Below are 18,416 nucleotides of genomic sequence, written 5' to 3' on the forward strand. Positions count from 1 at the left end.
TGCGTCTAAAAGTGCGTTATAAAATTATGGCAGTAGTGCGGTGAGCGCATCAAGCGTTTGGTCAATCTGTGCCTGGGTATGGTCACAAGAGAGAAAAAAGCGTAACCGTGCGCTTTTTTCGGGTACCGCTGGGTGCAGGATTGGCTGTACGTTAATTTGCTGTTCTAACAACGCGTTGGAGAGACGGGCGGCGGCTGCGGAGCTGCCGATAATCACCGGTACAACCGCGGCGCCGATGCTGTTGCCAGTGTCTAGCCCGCGGGCAGTGGCCTGTTCAAGAAAGTAGCGCGAAATAGCGTGCAGGCGCTGCACCCGTTCGGGCTCTTGCTGCATTAGCTGCAGCGCGGCTAGCGAAGGGGCGGCGACTTGGGCGGGCATGCCTACGCTGTAGAGAAATCCGGGGGCGAGGTAGCGTAGTGTTTCCACCAGCGGTTTGCTGCCTGCGATATAGCCGCCGCAGCCAGCCATGGCTTTGCTCATGGTGCCCATCCAGATATCCACGTCGCGGGGGTCGATATCGAAATACTCGCGCAGCCCCAGGCCGGTGTCACCCATCACCCCGAAGGAGTGGGCTTCATCGACCATTAGCCACGCCTGATAACGCTGCTTCAGCTCGATAAAACGCGGCAGCTCAGGGATGTCGCCATCCATGCTGTAGAGCCCTTCAATCACTACCAGTACGCGTTCAAACTGATGTCGATGACGGGCCAGCAGAGCTTCCAGCGCAGCGGGGTCGTTATGGCTAAACGACATACGCTTGGCGCCGGAAAGCTGCGCGCCGACCAGCGAACTGTTATGGATATACTCGTCGTGGAGCACTAAGTCCTTGGGCCCCAGCAGATGCCCTAGTGTCGAGACATTGGTGGCATGGCCACTGACAAACACTACCGCGTCTTCGACGTCGTAGGCATTGGCCAGAGCTTGTTCCAGCTCCTGATGAATGGGTCGTTCGCCGGAGACCACGCGACTGGCGGAGACCGAGGTGCCGTAGCGGGCCACGGCATCGCAGGCGGCCTGATTGATACGCGGGTCGCCCGAGAAGCCAAGATAGTTATAGCTGGCAAAGTTAATGCAGGTCTGTCCATTGATCACGCTGGTCGCCCCGGCGGTGCCTTCGTGCACCTTGAAAAAAGGGTCGACCAAGCCTAACTGTTCGGCGGCTTGGCGCATCATGGCAATTTGCTGATAGCCGGGCTGGGCGTCAAAACGCGTGAAGCGCTCTGGCACCGTGCGCTGCTCACTGCCTTGCCCATTGACGGAGTGAGCGGCGGCGCTGGCAGCACGCGGCGCGGTGCGCTTGCGTGCTTGTTCCAATAGTTGCTGTTTCAGTTCAGAGCGCTTGGCAGTCATGGTGTCTCAGTCGCGGGTGATGAGGAGGCAGAAGCAGGCTCAGTGGTGAACCCTTCTGCCCCGTGCTGTGCGGCCAGTGAGGCTATCGCATCCTGCGGAGCGTCTTCAACATCGTCATGCTGATGCATTTTCTGAATCAGCACGCCTGCCAGTTTGTCGAGGGTCGATGCTTCACTGAGCACCATTACTGACACCTGAACGCCTAAGCGGTTCTCGATAGCAGTCATCAGTTCAACCCCCATCAGGGAGTCAAAGCCCATATCGTAGACCGAACGGTGAATATCGAGCTTCTCCTCATCCACCAGCAGAATGCTGGCCAGTTCAGCGCGCAGCAGGTCGGTGACCGTGCTGTGCAACTCCTCAGGGGAGAGGTCGGCCAGCAGGGCGCTGATGTCGTCGTCGGCATCGGCATTGCCGTCGTCGTCGCTGGCGCGGGCAATTTCGTTAAAGCGCGGTGCTTCAGCAGTTGGTAAGAAGCGAGCAAGCGCACCCCACTCCAGTTCCAGCACGCCCAGGCTTGGCCCTGGCGTCAGCAGCATCTGTTCGAGTACTTTCAGCGCATCCTCCGAGCGCAGCGCAGAGCCGCCCAAGCGCTCCTGCAGCGCATCCCGGGTGCGGGTGTTGCGGGCCAGGAAGCCAACATCTTCAATCGCGCCCCAGCGTACGCAGGTGGCGGGTAAGCCCGCGGCACGACGATTGGCGGCAAACGCCTCCAGCCAGTGGTTGGCGGCGACATAGTTAGCCTGACCGGGGTTGCCGAACAGCGTGGTCGCCGACGAATAGAGCACGAAGAAGTCCAGCTCGATTTCGCGGGTGAGCGCATCGAGATGGCGGGCACCGTCGACTTTGGGCGCGAGCACTTTCTGAATGCGCTCGGCATCCAGATTGCGGATAAGGCCGTCATCGATCACCGTGGCGGCGTGGACGATGCCACGCAGCGGTGCGAGTTCACCCTTGGCGCGCTCCAGCACATCGGCCAGCGCAGCGCGGTCGGTAATATCGCAGGCGGCGGCGAGTACCGTAACGCCTTGCTGTTCAAACGCCGCAATGGCTGCTTGGGCCTCTTCACTGGCAGCGCCGCTGCGGCTGAGCAGAATCAGTTGCCGTGCGCCTTTGTCTACCAGCCACTGGGCCGTCCTTAACCCAAAGCCCCCCAGGCCACCGGTGACCAGATAGCTGGCCTCCGAGGACAGCTGCATCGTTGCCGTGCCCAATACTTCGTTCTGGGGTGGCGCGATGGGCTGTTCGTAAGTCACCACGACTTTGCCGATCTGGCGCGCCTGCTGCATATAGCGGAAGGCGTCGATCACCTGGGTGTGGCTGAACGAGGTAAACGGCAGCGGGCTTAAAGTACCGTCGTTAAACAGCGCCATCATTTCCCCAAACAGGCGCTGGGTGAGCGCAGGCTGCACTTTCATAAGCTGGTCGGAGTCGATACCGAAGTAGCTTAAGTTGTTGCGGAACGGGCGCAGGCCGATATGGGTGTTTTCATAGAAATCACGTTTACCCAGCTCCAGGAAGCGGCCAAACGGGCGCAGCGCGCGCAGGTTCTGGTTGATTGCTTCCCCGGCCAGCGAGTTAAGCACCACATCAACGCCTTCGCCATTAGTGTCTTCAAGGATCTCCTCGGCGAAGGTGAGCGAGCGCGAGTCGTAGAGTCGCTCGATCCCCATCAAACGCAGGAAGTCGCGCTTCTCTTCTGAACCCACCGTGGCGTAAATGTCGGCCCCCAGCCACTGGGCAATTTGCAGCGCGGCGATACCCACGCCGCCTGCGGCGCCGTGAATCAGTACTTTCTCACCGGGCTCTACCCGCGCCAGGTGTTTAAGCGCGTAGTAGACCGTAAAGAAGGTGGTTGGGATCGTCGCCGCGGCGGCAAAGCTAATGCCTTCCGGCAGGGGCGCCACGGCGTGCTGGCTGGCGATGACTTTATCGCTGAAGCTGGCGGGCCCGAAGCCGACCACGGCTTGCCCTGGGGTTAGGTGAGTAACGTTGCTACCCACGCTTTCTACTACGCCCGAAAACTCAAGACCCAGGGTTGGGCCGGCAAAGCCGTTCTCAATGGCTTCATCGGAGAGCAGGCCGAGGGTGTACATCACATCGCGGAAGTTAAGCCCAGTGGCTTTCACGCGAATGGCCACTTCGTCGGCACCGGCTTCGGGAAGCGGGCGCGGGCGCCAGGTTAACTGGCGCAGCTGGCCGGGCATGGCAAAGCCTAGCGTCATCGCTTGATGAGATCGCTTGGTTTGAGCGGCTTCCGCCTGTGTTGGGCGGGGCGCTGGCAGGGTGCGTAGCCGGGTGGCAAAGCGGTGGCCCTGGTTATCAATCAGCGCTTCGTTTTCGCCATCCGGTTGGGCAAGCAGCAGCGCCCAGGCGCTAAGCGCGGGTTCGCTCATCGCTGCCGGTACATCCAGCAGGTAGACGTTATGGCCTACCGCTTCGTTGGCCAGCGAACGGCCAAAGCCCCATAGGGCAGCATCGCCAGGGGTATCGCCTAGAGCATCGCCATCGCTAAGGCCGGAGGTAGGCGTTGCCTGCCAGAGTGTGCTAAGACCGTTGGTCACTAGCCACAGGGAGGCAGTGAGGGCTTGCTGCTCCAGGGCTAACGTCCACTGTAGGGCGTGCTCACAGCGAGCGGTTTGCGCCTCAGTGCTGCTGGCGCCGAGGCCGCGCAGATCAATCACATTGAGCGTTAGCTCGGTTTGACTGTCGAGCACCGCTTGCGTCAGCAGTTCAGCGGGGGCGGCTTGGCTAACGCTGAGCAGGGCTGAATCTCCCCGCTGCTGCAGGGCCTCAACCAGTTTGGCGGCAAGCGCTTCACTGCTGTGATCCGCGACGACTAGATGCCGACGCCGCGCCGCGCTGTCAGCGGTCTCGGCTGAAGGCGTATCGAATGGATAGTGGGCGTGGAGAAGATAGGCGCCGCTATCACTCTCTTCCAGCGCCATCGGCGTGGAAACCACAAAGCCTTGGTCGTTGAGCCAGCCGATCAGCGTCTCTTGCTCCAGAGCGGTTTGATCGATGCCGGGTGTGGCCAGCAGATCATCTAACCAGCGGCTGGGCGCAATGCCGATCAGCATGACTTGAGCACCGGGGGCCAGTTGCGCTGGCAGCGCCTCAATCAACTGACGCGTCGCGGCAGGCTGGGTGATATCCACGCTGACAAACGCCAATTGCGCTTTTTCAACGTCGGTGGGGGCAGTAAGCGCGGTGGCGTCATCTTGCCCCAGGTGTTGAATGTCCATCAGCGGGAAGCGTTCTTGCAGCTGCTCCGCCTGATGGCGCGTGCTATCGAGGGTGGTGATAACACGATAATGGGTAAGGTCGTGGTAAAGCGCCTGGGCGCTACGTTCCAGCAACCGTTCGCCCAACGCAGGCGCGCTGGGGCCCGCTTCTAGCAGTTGCAAGCGCTGCCCCACGGGGAGCTCTGCTATCAGAGCATCGATCAACTCGGCTAACGCGCCTGCCAATGCCTGCCAGCCGCTTTCACCCACCAGCACTCGGTTCAAGCGCGCCAACTGGTCGCGGCTAATGCCCAGCGCCTCAAGATCGCTGGTGCCGCTGCGAAGCGCCTGCTGGTGAAACCCTAAACGGCCCACCAGGTGAATGGGCGCAAAGTAGTCGGGGTAGTCTTGCACCAGCAGCTGCCAGATAACGTCTGGCGAGTGCTGGGCTTCATCAGTTGCCTGATCTTGGGCTTTAACCACCGCGTTTTGCTGGGCAAACGCTTCACTAAGGCTATCAAGCAGTGGCGCGACTTCATTGCCGTAACGCTGCCCGGTGCTGGCGGCGTATACGCTTGCGATATCGGCCAGACGAGCAAGCGCATCACCGGGCAGCGCCAACGGCTCTACCTGCAGCGGCGCTGGGGTGAGTTCCACATCCAGATAGCTGAAGTGCTGGTGATGGGCACGGTTGAGACGAATCGCTTTGAAGCGGGTTTTACTCAATACGGCAACGGCATTGCCTGCGGCGTCATACAGCTCAAAGTCAGCGGTAAAGGAGTGCGGCGCACGCTTGCCCATCACGGCGCGGGCGAGTACCGGCGCACCGGCCTGAGTGTTGACTTGAATGCGCCCAACGCGAACCGGCACGAAGGCGAGCTGTGCGGCAAACTCGCTGTGCTGCGCGAGCAGCGGGATAAACATCTGAAAGGCGCTATCCAGGATGCCAGGGTGAACATGCAGGGTGCTGAGCTGCGCTTGGATGTCATCCGACAGCGCGATTTCGCCAATTACCGCATCGCCTTCTATCCAGCCGTGGGAGATGGCTTGGAAAGCGGGCCCATAATGTAGGCCGATGCGCTCGGCCATTGCCAGGTGGTCTGCCAGCGTGTAGTCCGGTGCACGCTTAGGCAGCGCTGGCGCTGTGCGGTTGAGCAAAAAGCCACGGCTTTCGCGCATGGTGCGGGCCACGGCATTTAGCTGCCACTCAATTCCGGTGGTCGGCTCGCGGGAGTGGATCTCCAGGCGACCATCTGCGGGCAGGTAGGTTAACCGCATGGTGCGCCCATGGGGGCCATCCAACAGCAGCGGGGCACGGATTTCCAGTTCTTCGATATCCAGCAGCGGGTTATCCTTTAGCGGCAGCGCCGCTGCCAGGGTGAGTTCTACAAAACCTGCACCGGGGAATACCGCGCCTTCACCCACCACATGGTCGGCCAGCCAGGGCTGACGTTGAGTATCGAGCTGGCTTTCCCAAGTGTGTTCGTGCTGCGCCAGCGGGTAGCCCAGCAGCGGGTGCTGGTAATAGCGCGAAAGCAGACCTTGGCCGTCGTTGGTGCCGTGCACCCAGTGGTGGTTTCGCTGCCAGGCATAGCGGGGTAACGGCACGCGCTGTCCTTCCACTGGGAAGTAGCGGCTTTCCATGGCAAGGCCGCTTAACAACATTTGATTCAGGCTGTGCTGTAAGCCCTCTAGGCCCGGTTTGTGGCGCTCAATAGTGCCAAAGACCAATCCTGGTTGCTCCAACTGACGGAGCGACTCATTGAGATAACGGCGCAAAATAGGATGGGCACCAATCTCGACAAAGATGTTGTTGCCCTGTTCAATTAGCGCGCTAGCGGCGGCATCAAACAGCACCGGCTCACGAATGTTTTTCCACCAGTAGGTGGCATCCAGTTCAAGCCCGTCGCTTAGCGCGCCGGTCACGGTGGAGTAGTAGGGGATCTGCGTGGCCCGTGGAGTAATGTCAGCTAACGCTTGGATGACGCCTGCCTCAATACTGTCCATTGCGGGGCTGTGGAAGGCATAGTCCAGCGGCAGACGTTTGGCAAAAATATCCTGTTCGCTCAGGGCGGCTTCCAGAGCGCCCAGCTGTTGGCTGTCGCCTGCTAGCGTAATGCCTTTCGGGCTGTTAATTCCGGCCAGGCAAACCTGATTAAACTCGGGCTTTGCGAGCCACTCGGCAATATCGTCGGCGCTCATGGCCACGGCGGTCATTTCGCCTAAACCACGGGTTTTACCCTGGTAGTCGCTGCGGTAGTAAATCACTTTGACCGCATCTTCCAGGCTAAGCGCTCCGCTGGCCCAGGCGGCGGCCACTTCGCCTACGCTATGGCCTAATACTGCTTTGGGCTTAATACCTTGATCACGCAGCCACTCGGTCAGCGCCACTTGCAGTGCAAATAGCGCAGGCTGGGCGATTTCGGTCAATGCAAAGCGGTTACTATCACTTTCCTGTTCACGATTACGACCTTCAAGCTCGGCGCGTAGCGAGAAATTACCGTGCTGTTGAAAAAGTGCGTCAACGCGGTCAATAGCCTCAGCGAAAACCGGCGAATCACTAATCAGATCGCGGCCCATGGTTTCCCACTGGCAGCCGTTGCCATCGTAAACAAATACCGGGCCTAGCGCGTTGGGCAAGCGCTCCAGCGTAGTGACGCTTTTTGTTTCACCGGCGGCAAATTCACTTAATCGCGCGGCGGCTTCTTCCGCTGTTTGGGCAAACAGCAGCGCGCCATGGCTATGCCTGTCACGGTGGTTGAACAGTGTGTAGGCGATATCGTAGAAGCTGGTGCCGTCGTTTCCGCGCAAGTCGTTTTCACGCAAGTCGTTTTCACGCAAATAGCTAGCCAAAGTTTCGGCACTTTGGGTAAGCGCGGCTTCGCTGCGGGCACTAAGGCGAATCGGTAGTGGTGAGTCTGGCACCAGTGGTTCGGGTTTTGTCTGCTCGGGCGGGCTTTCCAAGATAACGTGGGCGTTGGCCCCGCCAAAACCGAAGGAGTTAACGCCGATGACCAAACGGCCCTGTTTTTTCAGCGGTTGGCCTTTGGTGACCACCGAGATGTTCCACTCATCAAATTTGATACGCGGATTGAGTTTGCGAATGCCAATCGTGGCCGGTACTTCACGGTGCTGAATGCTGTAGAGCGCCTTGGCCAGCCCCGCCACGCCAGATGCAGTTTCCAGGTGGCCCAGGTTGCTTTTTATGGAGCCAATCAGTAGCGGTGTTTTACGCTGCTGGCCCAGTGCTTCACCAATTGCGCGGGTCTCGATCGGATCGCCAACGGCGGTACCGGTACCGTGAGCTTCCAGATAGTCGATCTCGTCCGGCGAGATGCCCGCCTGCTGATAGGCGCGCTTCATCAAGTCAATCTGGGCGCTGGGGTTAGGTACCGTCAGGCCGGATTTGTGACCGTCGGTGTTGACCGCCGAACCTGCCACCACGGCAATAATGTTGTCGCCGTCGGCGACCGCCTGGTCGTAATCTTTGAGCAGGAAAATACCTGCTCCTTCCGAACGCACATAACCATCGCCCGCTTCATCAAATACCTGACAGCGGCCAGTGGGCGAGAGCATGCTGGCTTTGGAGAAAATGATAAAGCCGTAAGGGTGCAGGTGCAGGCTGATGCCGCCCGCCAGCGCCATAGGGGTTTCTCCACTGCGAATCGATTGGCAGGCCTGGTGAAAGGCCACCATGGAGGACGAACAGGCGGTATCCAGCGACATGCTGGGGCCGTGCAAGTCGAAGACATACGACAGTCGATTCGAGGCAATACTGGAGGTGTTGCCGGTAGCGGTGGAGGCGTCAATCGCTGCCATGTCGTCCGCTATCCGGTAAGAGTAGTCGAGGCTGGCAACGCCTAAAAATACCCCACACTGGCTGCCGCGCAAGGAGCTCGGCAGAATGTTGGCGTTTTCCATGGCTTCCCAAGCGAGCTCTAAGAGCATGCGCTGCTGGGGATCCATATTGGCCGCTTCGCGGGGCGAAATACCAAAAAACTCAGCGTCAAATCCGCTGATATCGCCAAGGCTGCCAGCGGCAAAAGTCACGCTGGTGCCTGGATGGCGCTTATCTGGATGCTGATAGGCGTCAAGGCTCCAGCGGTCAGCGGCCACTTCGGTTACTAAATCTTTTTCGGCTTGCAGGTCCTGCCAGAACGTTTCAGGGGTGGTGCCGGGGAAACGATGGGCGGCGCCGATAATGGCAACGCGTTTAGTCATTCTTGCTCCTGAGGTTCTGGTTCTACCTTGATCACATCGCTACTTATATCGTGTCCAAACGCCTGTTTGAATAGCTGGATGCCAAGTTCGTGTGCGGCTAGTTCAAGTGGCTCGTTATCGCTTGCTGCCCCCACCCCTGCTGTTACCCAATTCGCTGTTGACCATATCATGTAGGGGGTGCGGCCATCAGGAGGCGCAAAGTGTGCATACGCTTCAGGCAAAATTGGCACATGATCCCCATACCAGCCTAGCAGGCCTGGTCGTTTTGCAGTATTGAGTGAATTTTTAACACTGGCCAACATCTTGTCGGATTCACTTAAATGCTGCAAATAGACCGCGAAGTCACGCAGATGGTCGGGCAACGGCCAGTGCGCGTCGGGCAGCGTAGTGTCTAACGTCGCTTGGTTGGGCGCTTCTAAATGTAGCGGGCCGTGATTTTCCATGGTGATAACAAACACAAATAGCGGTCTATTATCGTCATCTTCAAGCAGTCGTCCAATCTTTCGTGCCACCGCCTGGTCGCTAACGTACTGGCCATTTTTGTCACTGCTCTGGAAAGCATTGATATCTATAAAGTGGTCGAAGCCTAATTGGGGCATTACCTTGTGACGAAAATAGAAGCTAGCCAAGTACGGATGCACACAAATCGTGCGATAGCCTGCCGATTTTAGTGCACTCGCTAAACTGGGCATTGGATGACGAGCAAGCGTGCGGTAAGGATTGAACTGGCGCACGCCCCATTGGGTGGGTGCAATGCCGGTTAATACGGCGCACTCGGTACGCACCGTGTTGGCGCCCCAGGCGGGCACGTTTAACGCGCCGTGCAGTATGGCGCTTGCGCGGGTGGCATCAAAATCGGGAAGTAACTCTGGGTTTACCTCGTTACACCAGGGGCGTGGGTCGAAAAACGACTCGCTCTGCACTAACACCACGTTGGGAAGCGGCTGCTCGTCTTTATGCGCTTTTACCTTCGCCGTTAAGGCGTGAAAGGGTGATTGCTCGGGTGTTGGCACGGGGGAGCGCATCAGCGCCACGCCGTAGGCCCACAGGCTGGCGAAAAGCCCTAGGTGGTGCATGTCATCTATGGGCCGCAAAGTAATGGCAGGCAGCCTGGGTATACTGAATGCCAGCAGCAGGGCGCCTGCTGCCATTACCCCTACTGCATGGGTCAAAAAGCGGCTAGCGCCTGCGCTGGTTACCAGCGAGCCTTCCCAATAAAAGAATGCACCAATCGCAACGGCGGCTGCGCTGCTGGCGGCGATTGCCAAGCCAACGCCGAAAAAAGGCACATATAGGCGCGGGTGCAGAATGGCATCCCAAAAGTACTCAAAATCGTGGCAGATAAACGGCTCGTTGAGGGTATGTGATTTGGCGTTGCTTGACTGCACGATGACCAGTTGCAGCGACAGAAACACCATCAGCGCAAACCAGGGGCGCTGAAGTAACAATACCAATATGCCGAAAATCAGTAGCCATGAGCCGATATGTACGCTATTGGCCGCACTACCGCGTTGCCAAAACGGGCGCGGCCGCGGGCTGAGCAGGGCTTCAAACATGCTGCTGATCAATAGCCCCGCGAGTAGCGGCCATACCAGCGCATTAATCATGGGGCGTGTCTCCTGGGTGGTTAAAGCCCAGGCGTTTGATCAACCACTGAGAAATTCCTGCGGGCAGTACCGCCAGCCACCAGGTGCCAAAATTAAGTGGAAAGGGGAAGCTGATACGCGCGCGATTGGCAGTGATGCCGCGTTTGATTACCTTGGCGGCGCGCTCCGGCGGCCACTCCCAGGGTTTGGGGCCGGGCATGGCTTCGCACATGGGGGAGGTGACATAGCCGGGCATCACCACGGTTACACCGATACCATGGGGTGCGAGCAGTCCACGTAACCCTTCGCCGTAGGCTTTAATACCCGCTTTACTGGCGCTATAGCTGGGTGTGGTGGGTAAGCCGTGCCATGCTGCAAGCGAGCTAATCAGTACCAGTTGGCCGCTACCGCGGGCCTGCATCGCGGGTACCAAGCGTTGCGCCATGGCGATAGGGGTTTTTAGGTTGATCTCCAGCAGCGCTTGCACGTCTGCCCAGGGTTCTAAGATATCAGGCCCTTGGGGGTGGGTGTTTTTGCCCGCGTTGGCGATGACGATATCCGGCACCTGATCGGCGCAAAGTCCGGCTAGCCAGCTTTGCAGGGCGTGGTCATCGGTCAGGTTAATAGTTGAGAGCGTGACCTGAGCACCTTGCTGACGGCAAGTCTCGGCAAGAGCCTCTAGCTTTTCCTGCTGCCGTCCGTGCAACACCAAATGGGTGCCGGTGGCGGCATAGGCATTTGCTAGTGCACCCCCAATCGCGCCGGTGGCGCCAGTGATCAGCACACAGCGGTTTGGAGTAGACTGACTCACAGTCGCCCTCTCAGTAGCGGCCACAGTCGCTGTCACATTTTCTGTCACATCATCTGTCACAGTAACTTCTCCAACGGCGACGGGCAGGCTTCAAGTATGCGAGCGGCGTTTTCTACGGCTAAATCGATGCCGGGCTGGCAGTAGTAACCGCCGTTAACCTGTACGGCGTGCATCACGGTCTTTTGAAAATAGCCAAATAGTTCGCTGTTAGGCGGCTGCGGCTGCTGCCAAAAATCCGCTAAGGCACCTTGGTAGGTCAGCCCATCCAAATTGTATATTGGGTCGCTAAGCGCATAGGTGGGGCAGCTCTTCTCCAGCGAGACAATGCCCACGGTGCTGTTTACGGTCACATTGCCCTTGGCGTGTTTGAGCAGTACGTTGAGATCCCCCGACTCCAGATAGACGATACGCCCTTGTAGGCCGTGGCGTTCGGCAAGCCGTTGGATGATCTTGGGGTAATTGACCAACCCCATATCCAAAGGGTGGTTCTTAATGCAAAGCTGCGTATCGCTGGGCGCGTGCTGGGCGAACGAAGCCATCACGTCATCCATCACTTCCTGCATATTGGCGTAGGGGGAGTGATCACGAATTTGCGCGTCGCTATTTAACTGCAGTGGCAGCATGAAATAAGGGCGTCCGCTTTCGATCAGCGCTTTAATGCGCGCGGCATCGCGTTTTTTCCAAACCGCTTTTAATTGAGCAAAACGCTTGAGGTAGCCCGCGTATTCGACGGGGGCAGTGATCGGCGCATGATTGCGGTAGTGCGGTGCCACCAGCGGATTGGCCAGCCCGGCCAAATGGTAGCCGACATCGTGCATTGCGCGGATTTTAAACGAGGAGCGAAAGCGCACCGGTGCCGGCGGTTCGGGCAGCGCTTTGCCGGTCTCATAAAACCAATTGGGGTCACGGGGCAGCAGCGAGTGACCGTTAACGCCTTCGCGCTCCAGGGTAATCCAGAAAGGGCGAAAGTAGCCCTCTTCAAACACGTGGGTGCGTACACCGGCTGCAGCGGCATTATCGACGGCGGGGCGGTGAATAGGGCGACGATCACCGAACACTACTTGGTCGGTAATGCCGTACTTCTGCCACAGCGCTTGAATATAGCCGGGCAGCTCGGATGTGGGGCCGCGAAACAGGTGACTTTCGCCGTGGGTGTGCTGCCAGTAGGCGATATCGCCCGCATTAAAGTTGACCTTAACGACGCGATGCCCATCATTAACCAGGCGCTTGGCTAAGCGCTGGTAAAACGGTGAGCATACGCCCTGTAAAAATAAGAATGCACGCTTTTGATCCTTCAACTCAATGCCTTCCGATCAACAAGTTACGATAACAGCGGTAGAGTTGCTGTTTCCATGTAAGGGTGTTTTTCTGTGTTCTTGCCTGTTCCAACAGGCTGACGACGGTTTCAGCATTGCATAGCTGGTGGGTCGTTGGGTCTACATAGCCGGGGTAGAGAATCAGTGTACCGGCCACCAGCGCATCCAGCGTGAGCGCGCGCGTTCGGCGTGGGCAGCTAAGCGCATCCTGCGTTAACCCCCAGCCAGCATAAAACGGCAGTCCATAGGTGCTGACTTCTCGCTGACGTAATAGTGCTTCAAACCCGGTCAATGAGCTCATTGTATGCACTGCATCAACACGCTCTAGCAGGGTGGCGATGTCGATGTCGCTGGCATCCAGATCATACAGGCGTTTGGCTTTAGTATCGAGTGCCCCGACGCGCGCCCCGGTTAATACATCGGGGTGGGCTTTATAAACGATAAAAGCCTCTGGATGCGCGCTGCGTACGGCGCTCAACAGCCCGCTATTGGTATTAATGTGCGGCGAGCCGGTGGCAATCGAGGCGTCGCTTTCTACCTGGCCGGGCACCAAAATAATGTAACGCCCTTTGGGCAGATCAACCTCTGCCGCGCCACGCACGTTGTACTTGGATAGCTTTAGGGCTACTAGCCTTTCACGTAAATGCTGGGCACGCAGCAACAGGTCGTCGCTAAAAGATGTGTTGTTGAGCAACGTCTCCAAATCGCTGGGCTGGCTGGGGTCGTAATAGATGCCCTGTGAATCAATCACTAGGGACAATGGCTGCGTAAGATCGACTCCCAAACCCACCGAGCGAATAAAGCCATCCTCCATGCGCCATAGGTTGGCCATGTGCTGGGCGTGCTGATGTTTAAAATCATCATCGATGCGGCTCGACCATACCAGTAGCCGTTCTTCAGGAGGGCTGAGGGTGGGCAGCTCGGGCTGATAATTCACCTTGGCGGCAGTGCCTAAAAAATTGCCAATAAAGCGCCGTTTCCATGAAGAGAAACCACACGCCCGCCAGTCGCCTCGATAGCGTTCCTGCTGGCGCTTTTGGTCGGCGATTAAGGCAATCGTCTCTTCCAGCGTGGCGGCCTGCCGGGTGTAAGGGTTGGCATAGCGGCAGTAGCGTAAATAGGCGGCGGCAAAAACTTCAACTAACGTGCGTTTAACGCGACGGCGGTGGCAGGGCAGTTGATCGTGGGTAAGCCCCCAGCCTGAGTAAAACGGAATGCCAAAGCAGTGCACTTGCTTACCAGCAAGCAGCGCTTCAAAGCCGAGCTGGCTGGTCACGACATAAACGTGGTCGACCTGATCAAGTAGCGCCCAGGGGTTAAGGTCTTCACCAATTACCTTACAGCGCGGGTGGTCTGCGGCGTTAAGTAGGTGGCCTTGTTTTTTCCCAGCAATGACATCCGGATGGATCTTGACCAGAATATCGGCATCTGGATGCGTGGCTAAGGCATCTTCCAGCATCTGCTGGAAGCTTTCGGAGCTGGCGCCGCCATAATGAATAGAGGCATCTCCAGCGGTTTGATCGACCACTAGCACCCTAGCCCGGCTGTTATACTTTAAGAGTTGATCGGGGGCGTGGTTATATTTTGATAGTCGATAGCGGGCGATGAGCGCCATGCAGCGCTCTGCTTGGGCTAACTCCTCAGCGTCGAAAGTGGCCGTGTTGAGCCAGTTTTCTAAATCAGATGGACGCGATGCATCGTAGTAAATTCCGGTCTCATCGACGACCATGCTGTGCGGTTGAAAACCGCTTACGCCTAATCCCAATGAGCGTAGAAAGCCATCTTCCAATGCGATATAAGCTAGCCGGCGACGCTGGGCATATTGCCTAGCGCGGACACTGGTAGGCTTTAACCCCCAACCGATTACCGCATCGGGGGGGCGTCTAAGTGAACTTATGCGGGAGAATTGGTAAAATTCGGGCAGCAGCGCAGGCAGGGCAGTCAGCTTGCGAATACCTGGAGATGTGTAACCTGCCGTTCGTTTTGCCATAAATTAAGGCCGCAGTGAGGTAACAGGATAAGGGATAGGCGGGCGAACATACGTGAATTGAGGGGGGTAATCAATCCAGGCAGTGAGTGCTCACTATTTTTTTCTATTAACAGCAACCCTTTGCACGATAAAAAAATTACCTTAAGTTTGATTCGTTCAACGCGCATGATTGCTCCTTTTTTGGTAGATTTGTCTATTCTTTGTGCCGTTGAAACTACTCCTTAGATTCTGGAGTTAAGTAAAGTATGTATAAAAAGGATAATCGGTGCGTTTCGCCTATCTGCTAAAAAATCTATTTTCTTTCAGTTCGTTAAAGGGCCGGCTTTTGCTGGGGCTTTCCTTTACTTTGCTGTTGCTGCTCGCATTGGTGCTAGGCATGGCGTGGCAAGTCGGTAAGACCATGGTGCAAGATACTAATATGTCGCACCTGCGTTATGAAGCCACTTTACTCGCCGATGAGGTCACTCAACAAATTGATATGCGCTTTCAGGCGTTAGAGCGTTTAAGCGAAATGATAGGCGCCACCGAAGATGCGAGTTGGATCAGCTACCAGTTGCGGCAAAATGATAGCCTGCTGGCTTGGTTCGAAGGGATTGTGGTCGCCAACCGTGATGGAGAGATTATTGCCGATTGGCCTGCCATTGTGGGGCGTGTTGGGCTCGAAACCGCTGAGCTTGAGTATTTTCGGATGCTGCGCGGTATCCGCCGCCCCTATGTTAGTGAGCCCTTTGTAGGGCGGGCGAGCGGTATACCCATGGTGCTAGTGGGAGTGCCGCGCTTTACGGAACAAGGTACTTTCGATGGCTTTGTTGCTGGTGTTCTTAACTTGGACTCAGGGGGCATATTTAGCCGTTTAGCCAAAGTGCGCCTGGGCGAAAAAGGCTATGCAGGTGTAGCTACCGCTTCTGGAAAAGTCTTATACCATCCGGATACATCATTGATTAATGGGGTCGTACCCAGCGAGACATTTAACCCGTTGTTAAACTTGGCCTTGGATGGTTGGGAGGGAGATGGCGTTGGGCAGCTCTTAAATGGGGAAGCAGCGCTCCAATCTTATGCCCAGATATGGCCTGCTGGGTGGGTCGTGGGTCTCTATTTACCTGTTGACCAAGCGCAGCTCCCATTAGCTGATTTTATCAGACAGCTCTGGTGGACATGGGTTGTGCTGGTTTTGCTTATGTTCCCCTTACTGTGGTGGATGTTGGGCCGAGTGCTTGCACCCTTGAGGCATTTAGAGAAGCAGATTGGCGAGGTGGGTTTAGGGCACCGTGAGAGCGTCAGCCTGGCGACTAATATGCAAGAGTTGCAGCAGGTGGCGAGCACTTTTAACCGTGTGGAAGATGAACGGCAGCTGTTACTAGGCAATCTTCAAGAGCGCGAAGCTTTTCTAGACTCGGTGCTCAATGCGGCGCCTCAGGGTATGTTTGTCGCCAACATGAAGGGCGACATTACGTATATGAACCCCGCGCTACTGGAGATGTTAGGGATCTCCATTGAAGTGCCGATGAAAATATGGCTAACGCAAATTCATACTGACGATATCGCTGGCGCGAAAGATATGTGGCTGCACAGCCTTCGCACCGGCAGTGATTTTGTCCGCCAGTTGCGTTTTTTACGCAGCGATAAAGAGCTTTTGTGGCTGGATATTCATGCCCGCGTGGTTACGCTTTCCCAAGATGGGCATACCCTCGGTTTAGTAGGGGTGGTCAAAGACATTACCGAGCGCCGTGAACAAGAAGCTATTCAGCGCTGGGAGGCGGAGCACGATCCATTAACCGGGCTGTTGAATCGCCGAGGTTTTGAGCGCCGCCTTGAAGAAGCGTTTGCCGACTTCCAAAAAACCAGCACGCCTTCAGCTCTCTTGCTGTTTGACTTGGATCACTTCAAGCCCATCAATGACGAAGGTGGCCATGCGCTAGGCGACGAAATGTTGCGCCGCATCGCCCAGGTGGTTGCCTGGGAGGTTCGCCGTAGTGACCATGTGGCGCGACAAGGGGGCGACGAGTTTGGCGTTCTGCTCCCCAGTTGCACCCTGGCACAGGCAAGGAGAATCGCAGAGTCATTACGTCAATCGGTTAGCGAAATCTCCGTTACCCATGAAGGCAAAGAGTACATGGTCACCTTGAGTATCGGTGTGACTACCTTTGATGATATTGATACCAGTGTGGTCGATGTCCTGGCGCGTGCCGATGCCGGTAGTTACAAAGCTAAGGAGCACGGCCGTGATGGGGTTGTGGTTAATATGCCCAATGATGATGTAATGGAGCTCTTTGACCAGTCTAAATAATGTCAACGAATGCTTGATCCTGTTCCATTCCATACAGTTAAGGGTGCTCTTGCCAGTCGACAAACGTCACCCAGCAGTACAGTATAAGTAGGTGCTAAACTTGTTGTTGGAAGCCCGTCATTTTAAATCAAGGCTGACCGAGATACTGTTGTGAACCTACTTGAACTGTTTGCCCGCACGCTGGATGTCACGTTGCCTGTTTTCGCGATGGTATTTTTGGGCTTGGGCCTTAAGCGCTTGAAATGGATTGATAGCGCCTTTGTCTCGACCGCTTCCGCACTGGTATTTAAAGCAACGCTCCCCACGCTGATCTTCCTGAGTTTGATAAAAGCCGACCTAAGCGTTGCGCTAGACGTATCGCTGATGGTGTTTTTCGCTGTGGCTACGCTGGGGCAGTTTTTATTGAGTTGGCTATGGGCACGATACCGTGTAGCGCATCAGGATCGTGGCATTTACGTTCAGGGGGCGTTTCGCGGCAACTGCGGGATTGTGGGCCTGGCGTTGGCGGCGGGCATGTACGGTAACTACGGGCTTTCTGCAGGCAGCTTGCTATTGGGTGTGGTGATTGTGATGTACAACGCGCTTTCGGTTGTTGTGCTGGCCTTCTACCAACCGGGGCAGTCCACCGATTGGCGCAGTCTGCTCAAGCATGTTGCCAAAAATCCGCTGATTATTTCTGTGTTTGCGGCGCTGCCCTTTACGGTACTGTCGATTCCGTTACCCAGCTGGGTGATTACCTCGGGAGACTACTTTGCCTCGTTAACACTGCCGCTGGCGTTGATATGTATTGGGGCGACGCTCTCGGTTTCGAGTATGCGCGACAGCAGTCAAGTAGCTCTCGGCGCTAGCTTGATGAAAATGGTGACGCTCCCGGTACTCTCCACTTTGGCAGCTTGGTTGATAGGGTTTTCAGGAGAACAGTTGGGCTTGCTGTTCCTGTTTTTCGCCAGCCCCACCGCCGCCGCAAGCTTTGTAATGGTGAAAGCAATAGGTGGCAATGTCGCCCTCTCAGCCAATATCATCGCCATCACCACGCTGATGGCGAGCATTACCGTTACGCTAGGCGTCTTCGCACTGCGTTTACTTGGCTGGATATAGCCATTCGGTTGGCCCTACCTAAGTCGACGCGTTATACTACGCGCCCGCAAGTTAAGACCTTAAGTCCCTGTAGCTCAGTAGGATAGAGCAGCCGCCTCCTAAGCGGCAGGTCGCAGGTTCGACTCCTGCCAGGGACGCCAACTGGGGTTCTTTACAAGTCCTGAGAATCTGAATCATGCATAATGCTTTGAAATGCATGTTTTTTACTTCCTTTCGTCCCTTCCATAACCGGCCGCTAAGTGGTTGCCAGAATGTATAGCTCTAATTGATACCTTTTTCGATGGCACGGGATTAGAACTCAGAATTTGGCCTGATGGATCGCAGATGGTATTTGCGCTACACACGCCCCAATTGCAAGTGCGCAACATGACCAGCTTGGGTATTTACCCTGAGGTGAGCCTTGCTGAAGCGCGAGAGAAGCGGGCAGATAGCATCACGAGGTATCGTTCCTGTCGAGTAGAGGTAGGACGATAACGTATGCAGCAGTATTCCGTGACCTTTAATGCAGTGCTCGGTTGGCGCTTTTAGGGGGG

The 18,416-nt window shown here is 56.6% G+C and carries 9 protein-coding genes and 1 tRNA gene; 4 read left to right on the plus strand and 6 right to left on the minus strand.

What is annotated here, in order from left to right; all coding sequences use genetic code 11:
* Positions 1–24: 24 nt before the first annotated feature.
* The 6 genes from J7J49_RS07325 to J7J49_RS07350 are packed head-to-tail and all read right to left on the minus strand — an operon-like array spanning position 25 to position 14,498.
* Positions 25–1,350, minus strand: a complete 1,326-nt coding sequence (locus tag J7J49_RS07325) for an aminotransferase class I/II-fold pyridoxal phosphate-dependent enzyme (protein WP_215091417.1) — start codon at positions 1,348–1,350, stop codon at positions 25–27.
* Entirely contained in the window at positions 1,347–8,795 is a 7,449-nt protein-coding gene (locus tag J7J49_RS07330; protein ID WP_215091419.1) for a type I polyketide synthase, read from the minus strand. The genes J7J49_RS07325 and J7J49_RS07330 overlap by 4 nt, the downstream gene beginning before the upstream one ends.
* Positions 8,792–10,402 carry an LTA synthase family protein gene (locus tag J7J49_RS07335; protein WP_215091421.1) on the minus strand — a complete coding sequence of 537 codons (1,611 nt, stop codon included), beginning with the start codon at positions 10,400–10,402 and terminating at the stop codon, positions 8,792–8,794. Before J7J49_RS07335 ends, J7J49_RS07330 begins: the two co-directional genes overlap by 4 nt.
* Positions 10,395–11,192 carry an SDR family NAD(P)-dependent oxidoreductase gene (locus J7J49_RS07340; protein ID WP_215091423.1) on the minus strand — a complete coding sequence of 266 codons (798 nt, stop codon included), beginning with the start codon at positions 11,190–11,192 and terminating at the stop codon, positions 10,395–10,397. The genes J7J49_RS07335 and J7J49_RS07340 overlap by 8 nt, the downstream gene beginning before the upstream one ends.
* 56 nt (positions 11,193–11,248) lie before the next feature.
* Positions 11,249–12,490, minus strand: a complete 1,242-nt coding sequence (locus J7J49_RS07345; protein ID WP_215091425.1) for a capsule polysaccharide biogenesis protein — start codon at positions 12,488–12,490, stop codon at positions 11,249–11,251.
* 1 nt (position 12,491) lies between these two features.
* Entirely contained in the window at positions 12,492–14,498 is a 2,007-nt protein-coding gene (locus J7J49_RS07350; RefSeq protein ID WP_215091427.1) for a capsule polysaccharide biogenesis protein, read from the minus strand.
* A 376-nt stretch (positions 14,499–14,874) separates the two neighbouring features.
* Between J7J49_RS07350 and J7J49_RS07355 the strand changes: the two genes are divergently transcribed.
* The 4 genes from J7J49_RS07355 (at position 14,875) to J7J49_RS22780 (ending at position 18,357) form a co-directional block, all read left to right on the plus strand.
* A complete protein-coding gene (locus J7J49_RS07355; protein ID WP_251048183.1) occupies positions 14,875–16,785 on the plus strand; it encodes a sensor domain-containing diguanylate cyclase in 1,911 nt (636 codons plus the stop codon).
* A 150-nt stretch (positions 16,786–16,935) separates the two neighbouring features.
* Positions 16,936–17,883, plus strand: coding sequence for an AEC family transporter (locus J7J49_RS07360; protein ID WP_215091430.1), 948 nt, complete (start codon positions 16,936–16,938; stop codon positions 17,881–17,883).
* 63 nt (positions 17,884–17,946) lie between these two features.
* Positions 17,947–18,023, plus strand: a tRNA-Arg gene (locus J7J49_RS07365).
* A gap of 103 nt (positions 18,024–18,126) precedes the next feature.
* Positions 18,127–18,357, plus strand: a complete 231-nt coding sequence (locus J7J49_RS22780; protein ID WP_353048351.1) for an Arm DNA-binding domain-containing protein — start codon at positions 18,127–18,129, stop codon at positions 18,355–18,357.
* Positions 18,358–18,416: the final 59 nt, after the last annotated feature.

The organism is Halomonas sp. ISL-56, from assembly GCF_018612805.1.
Lineage (GTDB): Bacteria > Pseudomonadota > Gammaproteobacteria > Pseudomonadales > Halomonadaceae > Vreelandella.